This is a genomic window from Roseiflexus castenholzii DSM 13941 (assembly GCF_000017805.1).
Lineage (GTDB): Bacteria > Chloroflexota > Chloroflexia > Chloroflexales > Roseiflexaceae > Roseiflexus > Roseiflexus castenholzii.
The window spans coordinates 3,368,145-3,390,388 of record NC_009767.1 but is presented as its reverse complement, the minus strand read 5'-3'; the positions used below and the strand labels follow the sequence as shown (position 1 = coordinate 3,390,388).

Genomic DNA, 22,244 nt, shown 5'->3' with positions numbered 1-22,244 from the left:
TGGCATGAGGGCGTGCACGGGCAACCGCCTAACAGTACTCGTCATCCCGATGGAGCCTGCTTTAGGATCCGACAATGATCGACTGGTCTCGCTCGCAACAACTCCTCGAACGCGCGCGGCGCGTGCTGCCGGCCGGCGTCGCCAGCAATGTGCGCGCTGCCGAGCGTCCATTTCCGCTCTTCTTCACACAGGCGGAAGGCGCCATTCTCACCGATGTCGATGGCAATCCATACATCGACTATGTGCTGGGTCAGGGTCCGCTGCTCCTGGGGCATTCGCATCCTGCCGTGCTCGCGGCTGTCGAACAGGCGATGCGTCGGGGGCAACTGTTCGCCGGGCAGCACGAACTCGAAATCGAGGTCGCCGAGACGCTGGTGCGCCTGATCCCGTGCGCCGGGATGTGTCGCTTCGGCATGAGCGGCTCGGAACTGGTGCAGGCAGCAATGCGTCTGGCGCGCGCAGTCACCGGGCGCCGGCGCATCCTGCGTTTCGAGGGGCACTACCACGGTTGGTTCGATAATGTGCTCCTCAGCGTCGCTCCCCCACCAGAACAGGCTGGTCCGCGCGAATGCCCGCGCCTTGTTCCAGGGAGCGCCGGACAGACGCCCGGCGTACAAGAGGATGCGCTCGTTCTGCCATGGAACGACCTGACGCTGGCGGAGCGCCTCTTTGCCGAACGCGGGCGCGAGATCGCCGCAGTGTTGACCGAACCAATGATGTGCAACACCGGCGCCATTCCGCCCACACCCGGCTTTCTGGAAGGCTTACGGCGGCTCTGCGATCAGTATGGCGTCCTGCTCATCATGGACGAAGTCATTACCGGCTTCCGGCTGGGGCTGTCTGGCGCGCAGGGGCGCTTCGGCGTCACCCCCGATCTGGCAGTCTTCGCCAAGGCGATGGGCGGCGGGTTTGCTGTGGCGGCGCTCGTCGGACGGCGCGATTATATGGAACGCTTTGCGCGCGATGTCAATCATTCGGGCACCTTCAACGGGAATGTGGTGTCGATGGCGGCGGCGGCGGCGGCGCTCGCGGAGTTGGAGCGTGATAACGGCGCCGTGTATCGCCACATTGAGGCGTTGGGGACCATGCTAATGGATGGAATCCGCGCCCTGGCGCATCGCCGTGATCTTCCGGTGCTCGTTCAGGGATTTCCGGCAGCGTTTCACGTGGCGTTTACCGAACTCAGCGCCATCCGCGAATACCGCGACTATGCGTTGCACTGCGATAAGGAGCGCTATGGGCGCTTCAAGGTTGCACTGCTCCAACGCGGGGTGCGCGTGCTCGACCGCGGTATCTGGTACCTCTCGGCGGCGCACACTCAGGAGCAGATCGAGCAGACCCTCGATGCTGTCGATGCGGCGTTGGCGGAGGTGCAGACGCTATGATCGGGCGACGACCACGGATTGCGGTTGGCGGCATCATCCACGAAACGCACACCTTTGCCGAACCGCCGACCGATCTGGCCGCGTTCGTCGCGCAATCACTGGTGCGTGGCGATGCCCTGCTGCACGCTCTGGCAGGAAGCAGTTCCGGCATCGGCGGCATGCTCGTGGGATGCGCTGCTGCCGGTCTGGAAGCAATCCCGACGCTCTACGCCGCCGCAATGCCTGGAGGCGTTGTGCATGATGCCGCGTACCACGCCTTGCGCGATGAATTGCTGGACCGGCTGGCGGCGGCAATGCCGCTCGATGGCGTGTTGCTCGCGTTGCATGGCGCTATGGTTGCCGAAAGCGAACGTGATGTGGAAGGCGATCTCCTGGTGCGGGTGCGAACGCTGATCGGACCTGCTGTTCCTATCGTTGTCGAGTTCGATATGCACGGCAACATCAGTGCACGGAGCGTCGCCTGTGTCGATGTTGCCGTCGCCTTTAACACCAATCCGCATATCGACGCCTTCGCGCGGGGTGAAGAAGCGGCAGCGCTCATGGCGCGCCTGGTGCAGCGCGCCATCCGTCCAACCGCCGTCCTGGTGCAATTGCCGCTTCTGCTGCCGCCGCAGGCGACCGGCACGGATGACCGGCCGCTGGCGGCAGTGCATGCGCGCGCTGCCGAACTGCGTCGTGACCCGCGCGTGATCGCTATCTGCGTCATGGCAGGATTCGCCTACGCTGACACACCCGACACCGGCGCCAGCATCATCGTCGCCACCGATGACGATCGCGAGCGCGCCCGCCGCTATGCCGACGAACTCGCTGGCATCCTGATGGCGCACCGCTCCGCTGCGCGACCCGCGCTATCCTCGCCCGACTCCGCAGTCCAGCGTGCCCTGGAGATGCCAGGCGGACCGATCATTCTGGTCGATTCAGCCGACAACATCGGCGGCGGCACGCCGGGCGACGGCACGGACGCTCTGCGCGCGCTCCTCCATGCCCGCGCACGCGAGGCAACCGTCGTGATTGCGGACCCGGAGGCAGTCGCAGCGTGTTGGGTGGCAGGCGAAGGCGCTGTCGTCGAAACACTGGTCGGCGGCAAGGTGGACCGCTGGCATGGCGCGCCGGTCCTGGTGCACGGCGTAGTGCGTCGGCTCAGCGACGGCGAATTCACCTGCGAACGGAAGGACAACCACTTCGCAGCATTCTACGGTGACACGATTCGGATGGGGCGCACTGCCTGGCTGCGCGTCGATGGGATCAATATTCTGCTCACCGAACGGAAGACGCCGCCGTTCGACCTTGCACAGTTGCGTGGTGCAGGAATTATTCCCGAACAGCAGAAGATCATCGTCGTCAAATCAGCCGTCGCCTACCGCGCCGCCTACCTGCCCATCGCCGCTGGCGTCATCGAAATGGACACCGCCGGGTTGTGCAGCGCCAACCTCAACCGCTTTCCATACCGCCACCTGCGACGCCCAATATTCCCACTCGACCCGCTGAGCACATCCGAAGAATCGTAAAATCGGGTACAATGAATGCACTCGCCCGTTCGTCAAAGAGAAAGGAGTTGCCTATGACGCTACGCAAACGAACAGTTGCGATCCTGATCTTCGACGACGTTGAGTTGCTCGATTTTGCCGGTCCCTTCGAGGTATTCAGTTCGGTGCGCAACCTGACCGGCGATCACGAGCGATTGATGGACGTGTTTACCGTTGCCGAGTCGACAGCGCCGGTGCGCTGCCGCAACGGGCTGGTCGTGCAACCGGAGTGGTCAATCGATGAATGCCAAACGGTTGATGTCCTGGTCATTCCGGGAGGCGCGGGTGTTCGCGCCGCGCTGGGGCGCAACCATGTGGTGGAATGGGTGCGCACACGCGCACAAGAAGCGGAACTGACGGTCAGTGTCTGCACCGGCAGTTTCCTGCTGGCTCAAGCCGGGCTACTAAGCGGTCGTCCGGCAACTACGCACTGGGAGCGGATCGGCGAAATGCGTGAACGCTTCCCGGAGGTGGAAGTCGTCGAAGACGAGCGCTGGGTCGATACCGGCGACATCATCACCGCTGCCGGGGTAAGCGCCGGCATCGACGTGGCGCTGCACGTCGTTCGGCGGTTGTATGGCGCCGACGTCGCGCGCGCCACTGCACTTGGCATCGAGTACGACTACTGGGAGTGACCGCGGTCCTCTTGCACAATCGCCCACACATCGATCTCAACCTGCGCGCCGCCGAGTAGTTCCTTGACCCCAATCGTGCGGCGCGTCGGGTAGGGCGGGTGAAAATATTCGCGGTAGAGCCGATCCATCTCGGTATATTTCTGCAAATCGGTGAGCGACACATTCACACGCACCACATCGCGCAGCGTACATCCGGCTGCCGCAAGCACGGCGGCGATGTTGTGCATCGCCTGGCGAAATTCCGCTTCGAAGCCGCCGGTGATAATGCCCGCGTGACTCGGATGCAGCCCCATATAGCTCGATGTGATGACCATATTGCCGACACGGATAGCCTGATCGTATGCGCCGTGTGGAACCGGAGCGGCGTCGGTGAGGATGTGTATGTGCTCCACTGCGAGCCTCCTGCTGTGCGTCAGGCGACGTTGCCGCGCCTGCAATGCCTCTCGAACTATGGTACCATAGTTTTGTCGCACCGGATGGAAGAAGGAGGAAAATCATGGCAACCCTGGTGCAACTTGTTGCTGAGAAAGCCGGCATTACCGAAGCACAGGCGCACATGGCGGTCAGAACGGTCGCAGATTTTCTGAAAGAGAAACTGCCAGCGCCCATCGCAGGTCAGGTAGAAGCAGTGCTCGCTGCTGACGCCAGCGCTGTTGCAGGAGCGGCCGAGTCGGTCCTGAAAGGACTTGGCGGGTTTATGGGAAGCAAGAAGGACGGGTAGCCAGCGTTCAGTTTGCAATCATCAATGCTCGCACAACGATCTGATCCGGCAATGCTCCTTCAACTACAACCAACCGAAGCGTCGTATCAGTCGTGTTGGTGATCTGCAAATCCTGGCGCCCGCCGAATGAACCGGGCTGGCCGTCGATGTTCCAGATGGCGACTGCGTCCTCGTCAGCAACATTCAGCAACCCGATGCCGGCAGTGCGCACATGGTCTGGGAAGGCGAACGCTTCAGGCGGCAACACCGGACGCAGCGCCTGCACATAGCGGCTCGCAAGGTCGCACCATCCCCCGCCAGGCACGCCGGCGACGACGCGCACGTTCACGTGCGCGGGCGAACCGACACTGGCGTTGAAACTCCACGTCTCACCCGGACGAATGATGACATCGCGCAGCGCGCCGTTGCGGGCATCGAGCGCTGCGCGAACATTGTAGCCGACATCACCCCTCAGGCTCAAGGGCGCGCTTTCGCCGACCAGAATAAAACGCATCGATGGCGAGTTCGCGAATGCGGTCGTTGCTCCTATCGCCTGAGACCAGAGAAGCGCGAGTGCGGGATGCTCCTGAAGCGACCGATCAAAAAGAGCGGATGAAGGTGCATACCGATAGTCCAGGTACAGAATGGCAGCGCTAAGCATCAGGACGATGATCGCAAGGCGGGGCGATTCTGGCGCGCGGAGCATTGCCTGCCTCCTCTGCTCATATTGCATAGCCTGCACACGATGCCTGCCTGCTGCGCAGGGTGGGTATGAACAATAGGCAGGGGCATCAATTATAGAACAATTGTTCTAAACATGCAAACGGAGCGTCGTGGGATGTGAATGTTCACCGTAAAGTACCACCCCCTTCAGTCGCTGCCTGAGGTATACTATGAACTCTGAGATAGTCGATGACACAACTGGCGAGCCATGCATCTTCGTCTGTTGGTTCTGATGGTCAGCGCGGCGCTGTTGGCGAGCGCGGCGTTTCCGGGGTCGAGCGGTCGTCCGGTGCAGGCGCAGACTATCATCACCGTCACCCCCACGCCTCCGCGTCAGCCTGCCGCGCCAGGCGGCACGCCACGTCCGACCACCACGCCGGGCGCAACGGCGAATGACACCGTCCGCCTGCTCGAAGCAGCGCTGGAACGCACATCACAGGCGTCGTCCTATCAGATGCATGTATCTATTCGTGCAGCCGGCGTCGTGGCCGGCGCTCGCAGCGCGCGCGAGGAGACGTTGATCGACTACAATGGCGAGTATCATGGCGCGAACTTTGCCTTCGTCATGCGCTCGCCAGAACTCCTGCGCCAGGGTATCGACCCGACTGCCGGCATCACTGCGGTGTACGCAAATGGGGTTACCTATGCGGTCGGTCCGCTCCCCATCCATGGCGTGACCGAGCCAGTCTGGTACACGATTGGCTCAAATGCGCCATCATTTCTGGCGCCCCCCTACCGTCTCGAAGACCTGTTACGGCGATTGGGTAATGCGCTGCCGTTGGCGGAAATGACCCGCGGTCGCACCGAAACCATCGATGGGCGGCGCTGCACCGCGTATCAGGCGGGTCCCGACGTCGCGTCGGCGGCGCTGGGAGCGCTGGGACGTCCACTTGTGCCGCCACGGGCGACGAATACGAGTGCGTCGCTCGATCTCGACATCCGACGGGGAGTTGTGCAACTCTGGCTCTGTAGCGATGGAGTGCTGCGACGGGTTCACGTGATTGCCTCTGGCAATGTTCGCCAGCAGCCATCGAATCTGTTTTCCATCACCTTCCGCATCGATCTCGGCAACATCAACGGCAGGGTGACCATTACCGCACCAGCGCAGGCGCGCGCCTTGCAGCGCACCCCTGAGCCGACCGTGGCTGCGGTGCGCGCCGGTCCTATTCGAAGTGCGCCAGGGGCAGGCAGCATCGTGGGGCAGATGAATGTGCAGGATGCCGTCATCATCATCGAGCGCAGCGCCAACCAGCGCTGGTACCGTGTGCGCGCGCCGGCAGCGACGGGATGGGTCAGCGCATCGTTGCTCGCAGTACCTCCCGCTCTTGCGCGCCAGGTACCGGTCACCCCTAACCCCTAATACCAATGACGATTGAAGATGCCGCATGCGTGTCATTCCGAGCGCAGCGACTTGTCATTCCGAGCGCAGCGAGGAATCTGCGCGGGTCGCGCACGACCCCCTCGCGCTGTTCGGGGTGACCATGCCGGATGTTCACAGGGAATTGGTATAACCCCCTCTAGCGGGACTCAGTGCGGCTGGTGGGAAGACCAGGCAGGCTGGTTCGAGCAGGTCGAGGCAGGTATCCAGGATTGCAATGCCACGCTCGTCGAGAGGAACGCCACTCTCCCAATCGTGGAGCAGGCGGGAGGCTTCGCTATACGATGCGAGGAGGGCGGTGGTTTCCGGGGTTGCAGGCAGGCGCGCGTCGATGGCGGCAATCAGGAGATTCAGACGTTTGCGGGTGATCTCCATGTTCTTGGCGTGCGGACGGATCGCCTGATCGCATTCAATCAACAGGCGTTCTTCTTCTTCCAGATAAGCGACAATATGATTGAAACAGGTCATCAGTTCATGCGCCAGCGGGTCGTTCGATGCGTGGCGCGCCAGCATCGTCAGCGCGCGCTGCGCTTCGTTGCGGTAGGCGCGCGCCTCGTTGATCTCGTCGGAGAAGCCGAGCGTGCGCGCAAGTGATTGCTCACGATAGGGCCAGAGATTGCTGATGGTGTAGGCGATCTGCGCCAGTGTTGCAATCGGCGGGCTGCTGGCGAATGCCAGCAATGCCTGCGCCAGACGCACCTCTTTGAGGACGTTATCGCACAATGATCGCGCTGCGGGCAGCGCTTCGACAATGGTGCGCAATGCTTTGGCGTATGCCGCTATGTCGTACCGCAGCGCCTGGTTCGCGTAGTCGAACGTGCTCAAGGCTCACTCTCTCTAGAAGGGGACTGGGGCAAGCCTGAGACCTGCCCCGACAAGTGTAGCGTAGTGTTCTGCTGATGTACCGCTCGTTTGAAGCGTCCAGTTACGGGGTGATCGCAACATGCGCCAGGCGATGCATGCCGCTGCACAGGATGGCATACATATCGCGGTAGATGGCATAAACCTCATCGTATCGCACGACGGCGCGATCATCGGGCTTAGTCGTCGTGGTCAGCCTCACGCAGCGGGCTACAGCATCGTCCACATCCTGGAAGACCCCTGCGCCAACCCCGGCGAGCAGCGCCGCGCCGTATGCAGGTCCCTCTTCAGCCGCCAGCGTTGCCACATCGGTAGCGTAGATGTCTGCCTGCATTTGTCGCCAGAGCGGGCTTTTGCCCCCGCCGCCGGTAGCGCGGATCTGTGCCGGCGCAATGCCCAGGCTGCGCATAATCTCCAGCCCGTCGCGCAGTGAGAACACCACCCCTTCCATGACGGCACGCGCCATGTGCGCCAGGGTGTGGCGTGCCGTCAACCCAATGAACGCGCCGCGCGCCAGCGGATCGAGGTGCGGCGTGCGTTCACCGCTGAGATAGGGCAGGAAGATCAACCCTTCGGCGCCAGGCGAAACCGATGCCGCCAGCGCGGTCAGATCGTCGTAGCCGAGGTTCTGACCGGCAACCGCGCGTAATGTATCGCGGAACCAGCGGAACGAACCGCCTGCCGCCAGCGTGACCGCCATCAGGTGGTACCGTCCCGGCACACTGTGGCAGAAGGTGTGCAGGCGACCTTGCGGATCGAGCGCAATCTCGTCGGAATGGGCAAAAATCACGCCGCTGGTGCCGATGCTACTGCTGACGATGCCGGGCTGCACAATGCCAGAGCCGACCGCTGCCGCTGCATTGTCGCCGCCGCCAGCGATGACCGGCAGACCGGCGGGCAATCCCAGGTCTGTGGCAACCTCTGTCAGCAGACCTCCGGTGACTTCTGGTCCCTCGAACACGCGCGGAAGCCAGGCGCGCGGAATGTCGAGCGCTGCCAGGATTTCAGCGCTCCAATCGCGACGCCGCAGATCGAGCAACAGGGTACCGGCGGCGTCGGCGGCATCGGTGGCGCTGATGCCGGTCAGTTTGCGGCGGATATAATCCTTCGGCAGAAGCACCTGCGCGACTCGCGCATAATGCTCTGGTTCGTGATTGCGCAGCCAGAGAATCTTGGGCGCCTGAAACCCGGTCAGCGCCGGGTTTCCGGCAATGGCAATCAGACGTTCGGCGCCAACGCGCTGCGTGATTTCGGCGCACTCCGCAGCCGTGCGCTGGTCGTTCCATAAGAGCGCCGGACGAAGAACTCGATCCTGTTCGTCGAGAAAGACCGACCCATGCATCTGTCCGGTCAATCCCAATCCTGCAATCTGCTCCGGCGCAACGCCTGCCTGCACCACGACGGTGCGAAGCGCCTCACATGCGCCGCGCCACCAGTCCTCTGGATTCTGCTCGCTCCAGAGCGGTTGGGGCGTCGAGAGCGGGTATTCAGCGGTTGCGACCACCAGAACCTGGCCATTTTCATCGCAGAGCAACGCTCTGGCGCCGGTGGTGCCGATATCAAGACCGAGAAGATAGGCGGGCATGGGTATGTTCCTTAAGTGGCAAAGCGGATCCTCCAGAGATCATAGCGCGTTCTGGAGGATCGTCAAGACATTCGCCGGCTATCGTGTAACCAGCGGAATATGCACAAAGAAGAACCGCGATACACGCACAGAGATGGTTGCAACTCCAACAGCGCCCTCGACATCGGTCACGCGCACTGTCACGGTATATATTCCTTCCTCTGCATAGGCATGGTTCAGAACGAACGTCTTATCGCCGGACAGCGTCAATGGTTGCGGTCCGCCGCCATCGCCGTAATCGACGGTCGCAGTCCAGGAACTCAGCGCAACCTCTTCAATATCGGCAAATGAGCCTGCACCAATGAACGTCTCACCAAGCCGGACCTGACCCGGGGCGTTCACCCGCACGGTTGGCGGGTCATTGACGACCCGCACAACCTGTGTTGCGCGGGTGGCGGATTCGGTGTCGAGCGCGGTCACTGTGATCGTGTAGGTTCCGCTACGCTGGTACTGATGGCTGAAGGTAAAGGCGCCATCCGGCGAAGCAGTGAGCGACTGAGTCGCTGTGCCGTCGCCAAAGTCAATCTGAAGAGCAATATTGTCGTTCTCGGCATCAAAGAACGAACCGGCGCCGTTGTACGGGGTGAAAATATGCGCAGTTGCAGGGTTATCGGCATTGAACGTCACAGTTGGCGGGTCGTTGATTGCGCGCATCACAAATGAGGAACTGGCGGTCGCGTTCTCCGAGTCGCGCACCGTCACTGTGACGGTGTAGGTTCCGCTGCGTTGATAGGCATGGGTGAATGTGAATGCTCGATCCGGGGGGGACGCAGTGGTCTGCGCCGATGCGCCATCGCCAAAATTGACGGTCACGGTCAATGTTTCGTTATCAATGTCGAAGGATGAACCGCTGATGCTGAACGGCGTCAGAACATGGGTTGTTGTAACGCCATCGGACAGTGCGATCTCTGGCGGATCGTTAACCGGTGTCACGGTAACCGTCGCAGTTGCCGTGACGCTGCTGTAGGCGCTGGTTCCGCCACCGTTGCCGGGGTTGACGTTGCGTTGACCGCCGGCGAGTCCATCACTACGATCCCAGGCGCGATAGGTGATGCTTGCCTGACCAAAGAAATTCGGCGCCGGGCGGAACCGCAGCCGCGCCGATGGTTCGAGCAGCAGGGTGCTGGTTGGCGCCACTGTGCCGACATCCAGCCAGGCATTGCCGTCGAGTGAGTATTGCCAGGTTCCATTGCCGCTCGCGCCGGTCAGCGCCACCCCTGCGGGAAGCGCATCAGGGTCGGGATCGGTGACCGTACCGCTGAGCAATGCACCCACCGTCGTTCCTGAATTGCCGGTATCGGGAACGTCTTCAGGAATGGCGGGGAACGTTCGCGGCGCAGGATTCAGCACCGGTGCATCGTTCACCGGGGTAACGACAATATGAATGGTTCCGGTATCCTCGCCATCACTGCTGAAAACGCGAAAGTCAAACCGGTCCAAGCCGTTATAATTGGTCTGTGGGGTATAGACGCGCGTGGCGCCTGTGCCGCCAAGCGTTCCGCGCGACGGACCCGTGCTTGGGGTAATCGTCAGCGGGTTGAGAAAAGGCGTCGAGCCGGTCAGCGTAATGGTGATCGGGGTGTCTTCCGGGGTGACGATGACCTGATCGTGCGCATATGGTGCATCAACTCGTTCGACCATGATTGCCGGACCGGGCCATTGGATCTCCAGATGATGTCCCTGGCGATTGGTCCACACGCCGAAGAGGTTATCCCCCTGGATCAGCGCCGATACCGGTACATCGCGCCAGTCGAAGCTCCAGTGATGATCGGCGCCGATTGGCGGGGTAGGGGGAGAGCCATTCACATTGACAACTGTCGCATTGTTGATCGTGATTCGATCGCGCACCGTCGGCTCTTCTTTGGTCTGGTCGCCTGCCCAGGTATGAATGATCATGCGCGCTGAGGCGGCGCCGGCCGGGTTGTCCGCAATCGTGATGGTTGTCGTAAGCGGCGGCGTTGACGTGCTCATATTGCGCGGACCGAAATTCTGCGGTACGCCGTAGACACGCTGGTTATCGCGGTCGTGCGAGGAGGTGTACATCCGCACCTGGCGCCCGCTGCGCTGAAACCAGACCGTGCGCGCGGCAGTCATGAACGAAACCCCGTCACTGTCGGTGATCCGCGCCATCAGGCGCACCGGCAGCAGGTTTCCGTCGGCATCGACCTGATCCGGTATCCAGGTGGTATTCCACACCACACGGTACACACTGCCGTCGCGCACTGCCCAACCGATATGGCGTTGCATCTGCCCACGCACCAGTTGATACTGCCACTCGCGCAGCACGCCGTCGCCATCCCAGTCATAGTCAAGGTATTCGCCGATCACATCGACGCGCGCAATCGTCCTTCCGGCGGGAGGCGTTGCCTGGACGGTGATCTGCGGCATCTCACCAATGGACGTGTTCTCTGCGGGTGAGGTAATGCTGCCGCTCGGAGCGGGGATGCTGCCAGGCGTATAGTACAGCCGCGCAGTAAAGCCATAGATATAGGTTGTACCCCAACCAAAGTTGCCGGGACATTGCGTATCCTGGCCGTATTGATTGTTATGCTCAATGGTGAATCGGAAACGATTTTCGCCATTGCGCAACTGACTCAAATCGAGCGGCAGCGTGCCCCCCAGAATGGTGCGGAAGTAACACTGCTGTCGAGCGCCGGAGGGAACGTTCTGGATCGGTGGCAGCGGCTGCCAGTAGTCTTGACTATTGACCCGGAAATGCTGGCGTGTGCCGATGTGTCCGCCCCAGTATTCGACGGCCAGTTCAGCCCGCGTTGCGCCTGCCGGATTGAACGTCAGCCCGGCGGAACGCTCTCTCGGAACATTGTTGCACGATGCAGGGTTCGATGGTCGAAAACAGAGAGTCAGGCGCTGCGGAAATACAAACTCACGAAACACATCGCCCGGCTGCGGTGCTTCGGGAGTGCTCTGCGCCAGAGCCGCCGGTTCATCTCGAAGAGCGACCGGTCCGGCGGGCAATCCGCCAAGGAGTACGACCATCAGGGTCCACACCAGCATCCAACGACGCACACACAGCATACTCGCCTCCTGACAGATGCGCTGACACTCTTCCCCTTGGCGCTCGACGCTGACACACGCGCGCATCGGACGGTGATTCGGACGAGGATCACCCTCTTTGCTTTACTCGAACGTCGGACAATCGCACTATATTCATTCGTAGCACCCATCGTCAATCATTCTGAAAAGATCGTTATTCAGAGCGAAAGAGTTGAAAAATCCTCGTTCGCAAGCCTTAAAAACCAAAGCGCGCTGCGTTACAGCGCGCTTCGAAATGAAAAAATCGTTATTTTACCGGTCGTTTAGCGTACACCCAGCAGCAACTCGTTGGTCAGTTGGTCGAGACGCTCATACGCCAGCCCGCGCCGCCCCAACGCGACGCGATCGAACGGATGCGCCTTGAGTGCATCCGCCTTGTCGCGGCTGTAGCCACCCTGAAACGGCGCCATCGTGCCGTCGTCAGCTGTGATTTCCGCGAGCAGCGCCTGAATTTCGGCATCCCCGTCGAAACGACGCGCCTTTTCTTTCAGGATCAGGTAGGTGCGCATACAGCCGCGCGCAAACGTCTTGACCCCTTCGTAATCCTCAGTGCGGTAGGCGTGCGCATCGAAGTGACGGCTTCCCTGGTAACCGACATTCTCCAGGAAGCGCACCAGAAAGAACGCTGCTTTCAGATTCACCGCGCCAAAGCGGAAGTCCTGATCGTAGCGCCCGATCACCTGATCGTTCAGGTCGATATGGAACAGTTTGCCGGCGTCCCATGCCTGCGCAACGCCGTGCAGGAAGTTCAGCCCCGCCATTGTTTCGTGCGCGACTTCCGGGTTCAGCCCGACCATGTCGGGGTGGTCGAGCGTGTTGATGAACGCCAGTGCATGCCCGACGGTCGCCAGGTAGATGTCGCCGCGCGGCTCGTTCGGTTTTGGTTCGAGTGCGAATTTCAGGTCGTACCCCTGATCTTTGACATAGGCGCAGAGAAAGTTGATTACCTCACGATAGCGCTTCAGCCCTTCCTGCGGGTCCTTTGCGGCATCGCTCTCCACTCCCTCGCGTCCGCCCCAGAAGACATACACCTTTGCGCCGCATTCGACTCCCAGGTCGATGGCGCGCATGGTCTTTTGCAGCGCATAGGCGCGCACCTTTGGGTCGTTTGACGTAAATGCGCCATCCTTGAAGACCGGATCGGCGAAGAGGTTCGTCGTCGCCATGGGCACGACAAGCCCGGTTTCTTGTAACGCCGCCTTGAACTCACGCAGGATACGATCACGGTCGGCTGGCGTTGCATCAATCGGAATCAGGTCGTTATCGTGAAAATTGACGCCATACGCGCCGACATCCGCCAGGAGATGGACAATCTCGACCGGCGAGAGCGGATGGCGCACCGGCTCGCCGAACGGGTCACGTCCGATATTGCCGACCGTCCAGAGACCGAAAGTGAACTTGTGTTCGGGTTTGGGTTCGTACATGTCGCTCATCGGAGCCTCTCACTTCTAATACCAATTCCCTGTGACCATCCGGCATGGTCACCCCGCGCAGAGCGAGGGGTCGTGCGCGACCCGCGCAGATTCCTCGCTGCGTTTACCCTGAGCGAAGCGAAGGGCTCGGAATGACCAGCATGCGGCATCGTCAATCGTCATTGGTATATTGGTATAACAGGGCACCTCCAGATAAATAGATCAGGTTGTCCAAAGGGCGCCGGACCGATGGTTCAGTATGTTTCGCCGCCACCGCCGAACCGCAGGATGGCGGGCAGCGTGCGCGCGTGATCGATCCAGGCGCTCACCTGCGCCAGCGATGGAACACGCTTGACCAGGCTGCGTTCAGCGTTGATCGCCGCCATACGCTTGTGCAGTTCCTCAGCCTGCCGGTATGCCAGATCGGTCACGGTGCTGACCCCCGCTTCTGCCAGCAACCCGGCGTAGTCCCAACCAACGCCGCGCACCCGTTCTAGATCGGCGCGGAACAACAGGGCCAGCAGCGTCGGTTCGCTCAAGCCGACAGCACCGGTGATCTCAGCACGACCGGCAGGTTCTGCACCCCGGGTAAGGAGATCGTTCGTTGTGTCGATGCCGAGCGTACTGAGACGGGCAATCACATCCGGTTCGAGTCCTTCGACCTGCGCCAGTTTCATTCTCTCCTCCTCTCTCCTGGTTGTCATATGCGCGGATGCCTGTTCTGGGTTGGAACGCATCCTCTGGCGCTTCTGCGCCGCGCGTATGATACCAGGAGTCAGGAAGACGGCGGCAGCGGGCTGGTCAACGTCCACCCGCCGTCGATAATGAGCGTCTGACCGGTGACGTGCGCTGCCCCCGGCGATACCAGGAAGAGCAGCGCCTGCGCAACATCAGCGGGCAGACCGACGCGCCCGGTCGGGGTCACACTTCCCCAGTGCGTTTCGTACTCCGGGTCATCGGTTCGGTTGCGCTCATTCAGAATGGCGCCGATGCCCAGCGCATTGACGGTGATGCCATATGAACCGAGTTCGCACGCCAGGGTTTTTGCCATGTGCCGCAGCGCCGCTTTGGTGATGCCATAGGCGCTCAATCCGGGAATTGCCTGCACACCGGTCACCGACGCGGAAAAGACGATCCGCCCGCCGTTGCCCTGGGCGATCATCTGGCGCGCTGCCGCCTGCGCCGCAAAGAATGACCCTTTGACATTCAGATCGAAAAGCGTATCCCACTGCTCCTCGGTTGTATCGAGGAAGGGTGCGCTGATTGTGAGACCGGCATTCGCCGCGAGAATATCGACGCGCCCGAAGGCGTCTACTGCACAGGTAATCAGCGCCCGGTTCGCCGTAATGCTCGACAGATCGGCATCGTATGCCAGTGCGCGCCCGCCCGTTGCGCGGATGCGTTCGATGACCACTGTTGCGCGTTCTGCCTCACCAAAGTGCGCCGCCAACACCGCGCACCCATGCGCTGCCAGTATCTCCGCCATGGCAGCACCGATTTCGCGGCTGGCGCCGGTCACAACTGCGACTTTTCCTTCGAGCGAACGAGTCATACATGCTCCGGCTGTTGCGCATCACGATTTTTGGAATGCGGCATCGAAGGCGACTGCGCTGGGAGGGAAGTCGCTCTTCTTCACCAATGCGCACGCTTCCGCCGCGCCGAACTCGCGGTCCATGCCGCTGTCTTCCCACTCGACCGACAAGGGACCGTTATAGCCGATGCGGGTCAGCGCACGGAAGATCGGGTCCCACTGAATATCGCCGTGCCCTGGCGACACGAAATCCCAGCCGCGACGCGGGTCGCCGAAGTTGAGGTGCGACGCCAGAATGCTCGTGCGCCCGTTCAGGTTGCGGCGGCTCTCCTTCACATGCACATGGTAGATACGGTCGGCAAATGTTTCGATGAACAGCACCGGATCGACAAACTGATGGATCAGATGGCTAGGATCGAAGTTGATGCCGAATGCCGGTCGGCGCCCAATCGCCGCCAGGGTTTTCTCGGTTGTCACAATATCGTAGGCGATCTCGGTCGGATGCACTTCCAAGCCGAAGCGCACCCCCACCTCATCGAATACGTCCATAATCGGATTCCAGCGTGCGGCGAAATCGGCGTACCCCGCCTCGACCTGTGCGGGAATGTTGGGCGGGAAGGAATAGATCAAGTGCCAGATCGACGACCCGGTGAAACCGTTGACCTGCTTGACGCCGAACGCAGCGGCGGCGCGAGCGGTGTTCTTCATCTCTTCGGCGGCGCGCTGGCGCACCCCTTCGGGATCACCGTCCCCCCAGATGCGCGCCGGGATGATCGCTTTGTGGCGTTCGTCGATGTTGTCGCACACGCACTGACCGACCAGGTGGTTGCTGATGGCGAAGCACTGCAAGCCGTGCTGTTCGAGCAGTTCGCGCTTTTCGCGGATATAGCGGTCGGATTCGAGCGCTTTATCGACTTCAAAATGGTCGCCCCAGCAGGCGAGCTCCAATCCGTCGTAGCCGAAACTTTTGGCTTTGGCGGCTAGCGTTGCCAGCGGCAGATCCGCCCACTGGCCCGTGAAAAGAGTGACTGGTCGTGGCATAGATTTTTTCTCCTGTTGGGGCGGGTCTGAGACCCGCCTTCTGTTGGGGCGGGTCTCAGACCCGCCCCGTCGCGGGAAGGGACGCCCCCTCGGTCTGGCGCGGGGGCGGGTCTGCGCCCCGCCCCGTCGCGGGAAGGGACGCCCCCTCGGTCTGGCGCGGGGGCGGGTCTGCGCCCCGCCCCGTCGTGGGAAGGGACGCCCCCTCGGTCTGGCGCGAGGGCGGGTCTGCGCCCCGCCCCGTCGCGGGAAGGGACGCCCCCTCGGTCTGGCGCGAGGGCGGGTCTGCGCCCCGCCCCGTCGCGGGAAGGGACGCCCCCTCGGTTCAATCGTCGCACCTGCGACCTTCAACCTCGCCGCTAATACTCTGGTTCCACCCACTGCTTGCTTCCGGCTGATCGCTCGACGGCGTCGAGGATCGCCTGGCAGCGCAGACCGTCCTCGAACGTCGGCGCAGGCGAGACGCCCGCCGCAATTCCGTTCAGTAAATCGTAGATGCCGTGCGTGAAGGTATGCTCCCAGCCGATGATGTGACCGGCGGGCCACCAGGCGCTCAGATATTTGTGGGCATTGCCGTTGGTGACGAGCACCGTGCGGAATCCGGCGACATCGGGCATCTCGTCGTCGAGCAGCACTTCGAGTTCGTTCATCCGCTCAAGGTTGAAGCGCACACTCCCCTTGCTGCCGTTGATCTCGAAACTGTTGCAGTTCGCGCGACCCTTGGCGAAGCGCGTCACCTCGAATGTGCCAACGGCGCCGTTAGCAAAGCGCGCCAGAAACAGCGCCGCATCATCGACCGTCACCTCACCCATCTCCGCGCCGGCCGCAGCACCCAGCCCACCGGTCGTCGCTGCAAGCGTCGGCCGACGCTTGATGAAGGTTTCGGTCAGCCCCGTCACCTCGGTGATTTCACCGACCAGCATGCGCGCCAGATCGATGATATGTGCGCCGAGATCGCCCAGCGTTCCCGAACCGGCGGCATCCTTCTGCAAGCGCCAGACCAGCGGGAAATTCGGGTCCATGATCCAGTCTTGCAGATAGACAGCACGCCAGTGATAGATCGTCCCCAGGCGACCCGAGTCGATTAACGATTTGGCGAGTTGCACCGCCGGAACGCGGCGATAGTTGAAGTTGACCATGCCGACGACCTTGTTGCGCTGCACCGCATCGAGCATCTGTCGCGCCTCGGCGAGGGTGTTCGCCAGCGGCTTCTCGCAGAAGACGTGCTTGCCATTCTCGGCGGCGGCGATGCTGATTGCAGCGTGGGTATCGCCCGGCGTCGAGACATCGATCAGCCCGATGTCGTCGCGGGCGACCAGTTTTTTCCAGTCGGTCTCGTACTCTTCCCAGCCGAACTGCGCCGCCGCAGCGCGCACTGCCGTCTCATCGCGCCCGCAGATCGCCTTCATCACCGGGCGCAACGCGACATCCGGGAAGAACGCGGCAACCTGGCGGTACCCATTTGAGTGCGCCTTGCCCATAAATTTGTAGCCGACCAGACCAACGCCAATTGTGTTTGACATCTCGGATGCCCTTTCCACTTCAGAGCAGGCTGGTATGTTATGCCTGATACTTCAGATAATCATCGACAATCGTGGTGAATTCGATCCGATTGCCAAACGGATCACAGCAGAAAAACCGTGGACGACCAGGGATTGCGATAGTATCCTCAACCGTGTAGCCGGCGGCGTTCAATCGCGCGCGCAGTGCTTCAAGATTATCGATTTCGATGCAAAAGTGCCTGCCGGAATAATCGGGGTGCGGTTCCTCAGCGAACAGATGGAGTTCGACATCACCCAGACGATACCAGAGAACATCGAGATGGGCGATTGCCGAGGGAGGGGGTATTTCTTCAAGTCCGAGCAGCGCTCCGTAAAAGGCGCGGGTGGCTTCATCGCTGCCGGGTGGACGCGGAATGCTCACGTGCTGCACTCGTGGACGTGTCATAAGCCCTCCTCATTGCGGGCGGAGCGGATTTTTCAGGGCTGGCGCTGAGATACGGCGCACGGCGTACAGCCCCCGGTGAGGGGATACGGATCTGCACGACTGCATTGTCGTACACAGTGCCATTGCTCGTGAACGGGATCTGCCAGGCGGGCGATATGTTCTGAATGCGCGGATATCGCCAGTGAGTATACCGCAGCCTGAGAAGCGCGTCAAGGTGATGCTATAATAGCGCGAATGTTGATCCGCTTTCGAGGAAATGCGTGTGAGTCGGACCGAGCGTCGTCTGCTGACTGTGGATGTCGATCGGCGCGGGTATGGGCGGCGCTACACCAGCCTACCGGTCGACGAGTTGTGCCAGGATGGGTTCAGCATCAACTTTGAGGGTGCGTACATTCGCCCGGAACATATCGATGTCCGTGTAGGAGATATTGTGCGTTGGCGACACGAGGATCGTCGGTTTCAGGGGCGCGTCGCCGATGTGCGGCGCGAAGAACTGGCATTGCACGTTACGCTGGCGGATGTTGCGCCGTTGCCGCCTGATGCGTTTTTTCCCTAGAGCGGGAGGGGATGAGGGGCGAGGGGCGAGGGGCGAGGGGCGAGGCGCAAGGCGCAAGACGCAAGGCGCGAGGGGATGAGGGGCGAGGCGCAAGGCGCAAGGCGCAAGGCGCAAGACGCAAGGCGCGAGGCAAGAGCAAGGAGAGAGGTCACTGGTTCTCGGTTCTCAGTTCTCGTTACTCCCTCGGTTTCACCGCCAGCAGGCAGAGAAGCGATCCACAGAGGATCGTCGCTGTGATCATCGCCGTCCAACCGATCCCCAACGTCAGCCAGAGTGACGTGGCGACCAGTGAGGCGGCAACCCTTCCGGCGCCGATGGCAGCAGCGCTGAGCGCCAGCATGGTCCCGCGCGCTGTCGGCGCCACCGCCGAGATCAGCGGGAACGCTGCCACAATTGCATACTCAAAGGAGAGATACAGCAGCAGATAGACCGGCAGCAACCACGTCCACTCCCGCCCGACAAATGGTAACGCCGCCACGCACATCGCCGCCAGGAGAAATCCGGCGGCAGTCGTGCGCCGAATGCCCAATCGGTCACCCAGGAGTGCGACTCCCATCGCGCCGATCAGTTCGCCAATTCCTGCCAGCGCGACCAGTTGCCCCAGTTGCGCCTCATTCACCGCAAGGGTTTCACGCAGCCAGGGCGCCTGCACGATCTGGATCAGGTCATACGCACAGAGAGTCGATGCCACGAACAGCAGCGCCAGGAGTGGACCTGGCGCGCGCAGCGCCCGCCAGTCGATCCGGTGCGCCGTTGCTCGAAGATTGCGCGATCCGTCCGGCAGCAATGTCCACACCAGCGCCAGCGATGCCAACCCGGCAGCGGACAACACCCAGAACGCTGGCATCGATTGCTGTGTCGTCTGAACGATCTGCATCAGGGGTGCAACCCCCAGCAATGCCCCCAACGCCCATGAGGTCTCGAATACCCCCAATGCCCACCCCCGCCGCGCATACGGCGTGCGCGCCGACAGGTACGCCTGCGCCGCCGGTTGATAGAGCGCGATTGCCAGCCCCACCAGGGTATAGCCGATCAAGAAGGTGGTAAATGAAGGGGAAAGCGCGCACAGCGCCGTCCCCAGCACAAAGATTGCCAGCCCGCCGCTCATTGTTGCGCGCTCACCGCGAGTATCCGCCAGCGCCCCGCCGATCGGACTGAGCATCGACGCGGCCAGTTGCACCGTGATCAGGGCGCTGACGGCGCGCAGATCAACGTTCAACTCACCGGTCAGGAATGGTTGCAGCGGGTAGATAATGCGGAATGCCGCCACCAGCGCCAGGCGACCGCCCGTGACAATCACCAGATGCGCCATCGTCAGGTCGGCGATAGGGGTTGGTGCAGCCGACGACGCGATGCTGCACGGCGTCTCGTCCGGCATATCAGCATTCCGCCCGCAGCGCAGCGATCTGCCGCTCCGCCTCATCACGCCAGGAGGAGTCGCCGCTCAACGCGAGATAACGTTCAAGGTCGGCGATGGCATCGTGCGGGTTGCCGTGGAATCGTCGAATGAGACCACGGCGGAGATACGGTTCGGGCCACTCCGGTGACAGCACAATTGCCTGGCTCAGGTCGCGCAAACCGGCAGCACGCTGATTGAGCTCGCGCTCACGGATGATGCCACGCTGAAAATACGCGCCGCTGAATTCGGGCCAGAGCGCAATCGCGCGACTATACGCCCTTTCCGCAGCCCGAAAGAAACTGACATCCGTCGTGCGCAGCCCCCAATACGTCAGGCTATTGCCCCATCCATACCAGAGGTGCGCCAGCCATCGGCGCCACATAGGCGTCGTCGGTGCAGAGACGTCGGGCATCGATGTGTTCCTCCACTACTCCGGCGATGTCATTCGTTCCAGGATGGTCAGGATAATGAACGCTTCTTCGTTGGTCGTTCCGCACATCTCAACGGTCGGTTGCAGCGAAGCGCACACTGCCGGTCGTTCAGGGTTCCCAAACAGCATGCACCGATTGTCGGCGCTCAATTGGATGCAGCGCATACCAGCAGGCTTGCCGCGCGGCATCCCCGGAATTGGCGACGAGATGGACGGGGCAATGCAACATGCCCCGCATCCTGCCCGACACTCGATTAATTGCATACAATGTTCCTACGTGCTACACTGAAACCGTCGTGGTATGATATGCGAGGTGCTGCGATGCGCTCACCCTTTCCCGGCATGGACCCGTTCCTCGAAGCGCCCGATCTCTGGCCCGATGTGCATACCGAGTTAATCAGCGGTATGCGCAGCATTCTGGCGGAGAAACTAAGCCCGCGCTTCATCGTCGCCATCGAGCAGCGCCTGATCGTGGCGGAAGATGACAGCCCGCTTGCGCTAGGGGCGATCATTCCCGACCTGGCGGTGGTCACGCCAGCGCGCCCCGGCGTCACCGCGCCGCTCGACGCCAATTATACCGCACCGACGCTGATCGAGCCGCTGCCGGAACCGGAAGTGCGCGAACGTTTCATCGAAATCCGCGACGCCCGCACCCGCCGTGTGGTGACGATCATCGAACTCCTCTCGCCTGCCAACAAGACGCCGGGCACGCCGAGCGCCATCGCCTTCGAGCGCAAACGGTCGGTCGTCTTCGAGTCGCGCACCCACTGGATTGAAATCGACCTGCTGCGCGCTGGAACGCGGTTTGAGGCGACGGCGGGCAAGAGCGACTACTGCGTGCTGCTCAAGCGCGGAACCGACTATCGCTACGCCGCATGGTTCATCGACCTGCGCGACCCGCTGCCGACCATTCTGGCGCCGACGACCGCAGATTTCGGCGACGTGACGCTCAATCTGCAACAGGTGTTTGAGACGGCGTATGCACGCGCGCACTATGCGGACGCGGTGGATTACACCCGCCCGGTTCCGCCGCCGCCGTTGCCGCCCGCCGACGCCGCCTGGGTGCGTGAACAGGTGCGGCGCTGGCTGGACGCGCGACAGCAACCGCGAGATGCCGGGGAGAGTTAACGGCTCAACCGTGCCATTGTAATCTGTAATCCGAATGGAGGAACGCAAATGCACTCACCATTTCCGGGGATGGACCCGTTCCTCGAAGCGCCCGATCTCTGGCCCGATGTCCACACACGGCTGATCGTTGGCATCAGCGATGTTCTGGCGGAGAAACTAAGCCCGCGCTTCATCGTCGCCATCGAGCAGCGTCTGATCGTGGCGGAAGATGACAGCCCGCTTGCGCTAGGGGCGATCATTCCCGACCTGGCGGTGGTCACGCCAGCGCGCCCCGGCGTCACCGCGCCGCTCGACGCCAATTATACCGCACCGACGCTGATCGAGCCGCTGCCGGAACCGGAAGTGCGCGAACGTTTCATCGAAATCCGCGACGCCCGCACCCGCCGTGTGGTGACGATCATCGAACTCCTCTCGCCTGCCAACAAGACGCCGGGCACGCCGAGCGCCATCGCCTTCGAGCGCAAACGGTCGGTCGTCTTCGAGTCGCGCACCCACTGGATTGAAATCGACCTGCTGCGCGCTGGAACGCGGTTTGAGGCGACGGCGGGCAAGAGCGACTACTGCGTGCTGCTCAAGCGCGGAACCGACTATCGCTACGCCGCATGGTTCATCGACCTGCGCGACCCGCTGCCGACCATTCTGGCGCCGACGACCGCAGATTTCGGCGACGTGACGCTCAATCTGCAACAGGTGTTCGAGACGGCGTATGCACGCGCGCACTATGCGGACGCGGTGGATTACACCCGCCCGGTTCCGCCGCCGCCGCTGCCGCCCGCCGATGCCGCCTGGGTGCGTGAACAGGTGCGGCGCTGGCTGGACGCGCGACAGCAACCGCGAGATGCCGGGTGAGAACCAATATGTTTCAGCGCAAGAGGTGCGAGTCGCCAGTCGAGACTCTGGGCTTTGTTCCGGGAAAC

22 protein-coding genes are annotated in these 22,244 nt (G+C 62.0%); 8 read left to right on the top strand and 14 right to left on the bottom strand.

The genetic code is table 11. From position 1 onward, the window contains the following. The first annotated feature begins 74 nt into the window (after positions 1-74). The 3 genes from RCAS_RS13540 to RCAS_RS13530 are packed head-to-tail and all read left to right on the top strand — an operon-like array spanning position 75 to position 3,546. On the top strand, positions 75-1,385 hold the full coding sequence (locus RCAS_RS13540; protein WP_012121125.1) for an aspartate aminotransferase family protein: 1,311 nt from the start codon (positions 75-77) through the stop codon (positions 1,383-1,385). Then, the gene (locus RCAS_RS13535) at positions 1,382-2,893 is read left to right on the top strand and encodes a M81 family metallopeptidase (RefSeq protein WP_012121124.1); all 1,512 of its coding nucleotides are present in this window, start codon (positions 1,382-1,384) and stop codon (positions 2,891-2,893) included. Before RCAS_RS13540 ends, RCAS_RS13535 begins: the two co-directional genes overlap by 4 nt. A gap of 53 nt (positions 2,894-2,946) precedes the next feature. After that, positions 2,947-3,546 (top strand): DJ-1/PfpI family protein, encoded by a 600-nt coding sequence (locus RCAS_RS13530; RefSeq protein WP_012121123.1) that lies wholly within the window; start codon positions 2,947-2,949, stop codon positions 3,544-3,546. Here RCAS_RS13530 and RCAS_RS13525 read toward each other — a convergent pair. Beyond that, complete coding sequence (locus RCAS_RS13525; protein ID WP_012121122.1) at positions 3,534-3,938, bottom strand: Rid family detoxifying hydrolase; 405 nt, start codon at positions 3,936-3,938, stop codon at positions 3,534-3,536. The two genes, RCAS_RS13530 and RCAS_RS13525, sit on opposite strands and share 13 nt — an antisense overlap. 104 nt (positions 3,939-4,042) lie before the next feature. Here RCAS_RS13525 and RCAS_RS13520 point away from each other — a divergent pair, with 104 nt between their 5' ends. Further along, positions 4,043-4,267, top strand: a complete 225-nt coding sequence (locus RCAS_RS13520; protein ID WP_012121121.1) for a DUF2267 domain-containing protein — start codon at positions 4,043-4,045, stop codon at positions 4,265-4,267. A 7-nt stretch (positions 4,268-4,274) separates the two neighbouring features. Here RCAS_RS13520 and RCAS_RS13515 read toward each other — a convergent pair whose 3' ends face one another. Then, positions 4,275-4,952 (bottom strand): VanW family protein, encoded by a 678-nt coding sequence (locus tag RCAS_RS13515; RefSeq protein WP_012121120.1) that lies wholly within the window; start codon positions 4,950-4,952, stop codon positions 4,275-4,277. Between the two features lie 225 nt (positions 4,953-5,177). Between RCAS_RS13515 and RCAS_RS13510 the strand changes: the two genes are divergently transcribed. Beyond that, the gene (locus RCAS_RS13510; protein ID WP_012121119.1) at positions 5,178-6,329 is read left to right on the top strand and encodes an SH3 domain-containing protein; all 1,152 of its coding nucleotides are present in this window, start codon (positions 5,178-5,180) and stop codon (positions 6,327-6,329) included. Positions 6,330-6,461: 132 nt separating this feature from the next. On the opposite strand, the gene RCAS_RS13505 is transcribed toward RCAS_RS13510, so the two are convergent. From RCAS_RS13505 to RCAS_RS13465, 9 genes are all read right to left on the bottom strand, one after another. Beyond that, a complete protein-coding gene (locus tag RCAS_RS13505) occupies positions 6,462-7,172 on the bottom strand; it encodes a hypothetical protein (protein ID WP_012121118.1) in 711 nt (236 codons plus the stop codon). A gap of 100 nt (positions 7,173-7,272) precedes the next feature. Next, on the bottom strand, positions 7,273-8,793 hold the full coding sequence (xylB, locus tag RCAS_RS13500; protein WP_012121117.1) for a xylulokinase: 1,521 nt from the start codon (positions 8,791-8,793) through the stop codon (positions 7,273-7,275). A gap of 78 nt (positions 8,794-8,871) precedes the next feature. Continuing rightward, entirely contained in the window at positions 8,872-11,868 is a 2,997-nt protein-coding gene (locus RCAS_RS13495; protein WP_012121116.1) for a tandem-95 repeat protein, read from the bottom strand. Between the two features lie 281 nt (positions 11,869-12,149). Then, positions 12,150-13,310, bottom strand: a complete 1,161-nt coding sequence (xylA, locus tag RCAS_RS13490) for a xylose isomerase (RefSeq protein ID WP_232280017.1) — start codon at positions 13,308-13,310, stop codon at positions 12,150-12,152. Between the two features lie 242 nt (positions 13,311-13,552). Then, positions 13,553-13,975 (bottom strand): DUF4332 domain-containing protein, encoded by a 423-nt coding sequence (locus tag RCAS_RS13485; protein WP_012121114.1) that lies wholly within the window; start codon positions 13,973-13,975, stop codon positions 13,553-13,555. Positions 13,976-14,073: 98 nt separating this feature from the next. Next, a complete protein-coding gene (locus RCAS_RS13480; RefSeq protein WP_012121113.1) occupies positions 14,074-14,850 on the bottom strand; it encodes an SDR family NAD(P)-dependent oxidoreductase in 777 nt (258 codons plus the stop codon). A gap of 21 nt (positions 14,851-14,871) precedes the next feature. Then, on the bottom strand, positions 14,872-15,870 hold the full coding sequence (locus RCAS_RS13475; RefSeq protein ID WP_012121112.1) for a sugar phosphate isomerase/epimerase family protein: 999 nt from the start codon (positions 15,868-15,870) through the stop codon (positions 14,872-14,874). A 356-nt stretch (positions 15,871-16,226) separates the two neighbouring features. Next, positions 16,227-17,390 carry a Gfo/Idh/MocA family protein gene (locus RCAS_RS13470; RefSeq protein WP_012121111.1) on the bottom strand — a complete coding sequence of 388 codons (1,164 nt, stop codon included), beginning with the start codon at positions 17,388-17,390 and terminating at the stop codon, positions 16,227-16,229. 37 nt (positions 17,391-17,427) lie between these two features. Then, positions 17,428-17,814 carry a VOC family protein gene (locus tag RCAS_RS13465; protein ID WP_012121110.1) on the bottom strand — a complete coding sequence of 129 codons (387 nt, stop codon included), beginning with the start codon at positions 17,812-17,814 and terminating at the stop codon, positions 17,428-17,430. A gap of 262 nt (positions 17,815-18,076) precedes the next feature. On the opposite strand from RCAS_RS13465, the gene RCAS_RS13460 reads away from it, so the two are divergent. Then, positions 18,077-18,370: a hypothetical protein gene (locus tag RCAS_RS13460; RefSeq protein ID WP_012121109.1), complete on the top strand. Its 294-nt coding sequence runs from the start codon at positions 18,077-18,079 to the stop codon at positions 18,368-18,370. 175 nt (positions 18,371-18,545) lie between these two features. On the opposite strand, the gene RCAS_RS13455 is transcribed toward RCAS_RS13460, so the two are convergent. Genes RCAS_RS13455 through RCAS_RS13445 form a run of 3 tightly spaced genes read right to left on the bottom strand, consistent with a single transcriptional unit; the run spans position 18,546 to position 20,463 of the window. Continuing rightward, positions 18,546-19,748, bottom strand: coding sequence for an MFS transporter (locus RCAS_RS13455; RefSeq protein ID WP_012121108.1), 1,203 nt, complete (start codon positions 19,746-19,748; stop codon positions 18,546-18,548). A gap of 1 nt (position 19,749) precedes the next feature. After that, positions 19,750-20,181: a tetratricopeptide repeat protein gene (locus tag RCAS_RS13450; RefSeq protein WP_012121107.1), complete on the bottom strand. Its 432-nt coding sequence runs from the start codon at positions 20,179-20,181 to the stop codon at positions 19,750-19,752. A gap of 15 nt (positions 20,182-20,196) precedes the next feature. After that, positions 20,197-20,463 (bottom strand): zinc/iron-chelating domain-containing protein, encoded by a 267-nt coding sequence (locus RCAS_RS13445; protein WP_012121106.1) that lies wholly within the window; start codon positions 20,461-20,463, stop codon positions 20,197-20,199. Between the two features lie 57 nt (positions 20,464-20,520). Between RCAS_RS13445 and RCAS_RS13440 the strand changes: the two genes are divergently transcribed. Together RCAS_RS13440 and RCAS_RS13435 are read left to right on the top strand one after the other, a co-directional pair. Beyond that, complete coding sequence (locus RCAS_RS13440) at positions 20,521-21,327, top strand: DUF4058 family protein (protein WP_012121105.1); 807 nt, start codon at positions 20,521-20,523, stop codon at positions 21,325-21,327. A gap of 48 nt (positions 21,328-21,375) precedes the next feature. Further along, positions 21,376-22,176, top strand: coding sequence for a DUF4058 family protein (locus tag RCAS_RS13435; RefSeq protein WP_012121104.1), 801 nt, complete (start codon positions 21,376-21,378; stop codon positions 22,174-22,176). The last annotated feature ends 68 nt before the right edge of the window (positions 22,177-22,244 follow it).